This window comes from Devosia sp. (assembly GCF_034675085.1).
In the GTDB taxonomy this organism is placed as follows: Bacteria; Pseudomonadota; Alphaproteobacteria; order Rhizobiales; family Devosiaceae; genus Devosia.
Map to the genome: position 1 here is coordinate 1 of NZ_JAUCDN010000398.1, position 2,636 is coordinate 2,636.

The 2,636-nt window shown below is 65.7% G+C and carries 2 protein-coding genes and 1 other RNA gene; 1 reads left to right on the plus strand and 2 read right to left on the minus strand.

Translation table 11 applies throughout. The annotated features are described in order from the left end of the window. The coding region (locus VDP82_RS16850) for a DNA polymerase III subunit gamma/tau (protein WP_323015984.1) at nt 1–1,343 on the minus strand (1,343 nt) is incomplete at its 3' end. A gap of 114 nt (nt 1,344–1,457) precedes the next feature. Beyond that, nucleotides 1,458–1,553: signal recognition particle sRNA small type (ffs, locus tag VDP82_RS16855), an RNA gene on the minus strand. A gap of 232 nt (nt 1,554–1,785) precedes the next feature. Between ffs and VDP82_RS16860 the strand changes: the two genes are divergently transcribed. Further along, nucleotides 1,786–2,636, plus strand: an 851-nt coding sequence (locus tag VDP82_RS16860; RefSeq protein ID WP_323015985.1) for an LOG family protein, incomplete at its 3' end; no start/stop codon positions are given.

Below are 2,636 nucleotides of genomic sequence, written 5' to 3' on the forward strand. Positions count from 1 at the left end.
CCGACCCGGGCCCGCGCCGCTGGGGGCGCGGGGGCAAGCGGGGGCGCGGGGGCACGCGGGGGCGCGGGGGCAGGATCGGCGGCAAAGACCGGGGCCGGTTCGAGCCGAAGCGCGGAGGCCCCGCCCCCGCCGGAGGGGCGGGCCAGCGGGGCGGCGGGCGGCGGGCCGGATGCGGGCGCGGGCTGATTGGCCAGTTTGGCGATGAGATCGTCGGGGCTGGGCAGGTCGGCGGCGTAGGCCAGGCGGATCAGCGCCATTTCGGCGGCCTGAAGACCATTGGCGGCACGGGCGACCTCTTCATGGCCCTTGAACAATATCTGCCAGGCACGGGTGAGCGCGCGCATGGAGAGCCGCCCGGCCAGCGCCGCGCCGCGGCTGCGCTCGTCGGGGGTGAGGGACACATCGTCGGCGGCGGCCGGCACGATCTTCATGCGCGTCACCAGATGGGTGAATTCGCAGAGGTCTGCGACCAGCGTCTGCGGATCGGCGCCCAGATCGTAGAGCTGGCGCATGGTATCGAGCGCCTCGCCGATGGCGCCGCCCATAAGCTGCTCGAACAGGTCGATGATGCGGGCACGGTCGCCCAGGCCGAGCATGGCGCGCACGGTTTCGGCCGAAACCATGCCATTGCCATGGGCGATGGCCTGATCGAGCAGGGAAAGGTTGTCGCGGGCCGAGCCTTCGCCGGCGCGCACGATCATGGCCAGCGCCTCGGGCTCGAAGGCAATGGCTTCCTGATCGAGAATCGATTGCAGATAGGCAGTCATGATCTCGGGCGTGATGCGCCTGAGGTCGAAGCGCATGCAGCGGCTGAGAATGGTGACCGGCACCTTGCGAATTTCGGTGGTGGCGAAGATGAACTTCACATAGGGCGGCGGCTCTTCCAGCGTCTTGAGCAACCCATTGAAGGCCGCGGTGGAGAGCATGTGCACTTCGTCGATGACATAGACTTTGTAGGGCGCCGAGGACGGCGCGTATTTCACCGAGTCGATGATCTCGCGGATATCGTTGATGCCGGTATTGGAGGCGGCGTCCATCTCGATGACGTCGACATGGCGGCCCTCGATGATGGCGCGGCAATGCTCGCCCTCGACGGACAGATCGAGGGTGGGATGGGGCCCGGAGGCGTCCTCGTAGTTGAAGGCGCGGGCGAGAATGCGCGCCGTGGTGGTCTTGCCCACGCCGCGCACGCCGGTGAGGATGAAGGCGTGGTGGATGCGGTTCTGCTTGAAGGCGTTGCCCAGCGTCTGCACCATGGCGTCCTGCCCCACCAGGGTGGTGAAATCGCGCGGGCGGTATTTGCGGGCGAGAACCAGATAGGGCGAGGTCGCTGCGTCAGCCATCGAGCCCTTCCATGCGCTGCGGGGTGGAGAATCTGCCGGGAGCCATCGGCCCAGCATAAAGGCATTTCAGGCAAAAGTGGCGCGCCCTTTTGCATTTCGAAACGCCCGAGAAACGGTAGGAGGCTGGCAACGACCCGTGAAGGTCTCGTTGGGGCTGCTTCCTTCCGGACCTGACCCGGTTGGCGAGGAACACGTCCGCGCCAACCTCCCAGGAGCTATATGCGAATAAATCGGCGGGATGGCAAGGGGCACAGGAGCAGGGCGCCACCCGGGCTGAGGCCGGGGCCTATCCTGAGTTGGTGGAGCCAGGAGGAATTCAAGGCCGGGGCGACATCGGGGTGGGGATGCTCGTGCCCACAATAAATTCAGTTGCCGTTAACCATACCGAATCCTTAACCAGCCTCTGCCAGCATGAGAAATCAGAATCACGGAGAAGCCACGAATGGCCAGACGCCGCCACACATCGCTACGCACCTCGGTTGAGGATATCGCCGCTTCCAAGCTGGCCCCTTCCACCCCACAGACCGAATCGCCCGCCTATCGGCTGGCCTTTGCCGACCCCGACTTCCTCACCTCGGAGGATACGCGCGGCATCCGCTTCCAGCTCGAATATCTCAAGATCGAATTTCGCCTGCGCGAGCGCGGCATCAATTCCACCGTGGTGCTGTTCGGCGGCGCGCGCATCCCCGCGCCGGGACAGGACGCCTGGGCGGCCAAGAATGCGGTGCAGAAGAAGAATTTGGAGGCGGCCTCGCGCTATTACGAAGAGGCGCGGCGCTTCGCCCAGCTTTGCTCGTTCACCTCCAAGACCCTGGATTTCAAGGAATATGTGGTGATGACCGGCGGCGGGCCGGGCGTGATGGAGGCGGGTAATCGCGGCGCGGCCGATGTCGGGGCCCCCTCGGTGGCGCTCAATATCGTCTTGCCGCACGAGCAGGCGCCCAACCCCTATGTGACGCCGGAGCTGAGCTTCAACTTCCACTATTTCGCCACCCGCAAGATCCATTTCCTGGTGCGGGCCAAGGCGATCGCCATCTTCCCCGGCGGCTTCGGGACGCTGGACGAATTTTTCGAGACCCTGACGCTGGTGCAGACCGGGCGCATGGACCGGGTGCCGATCCTGCTGTTCGGGGCGGACTTCTGGGGCAAGGTCATCAATTTCGAGGCGCTGGCCGACGCCGGCACCATCTCGCCCGAGGATGTGAACCTGTTCACCGTGGTGGACACGGCCGAGGCCGGCTGGGCGGTGGTGCGCAAATTCTACGACCTGCCCGAGATCGACGAGGTGCTGCG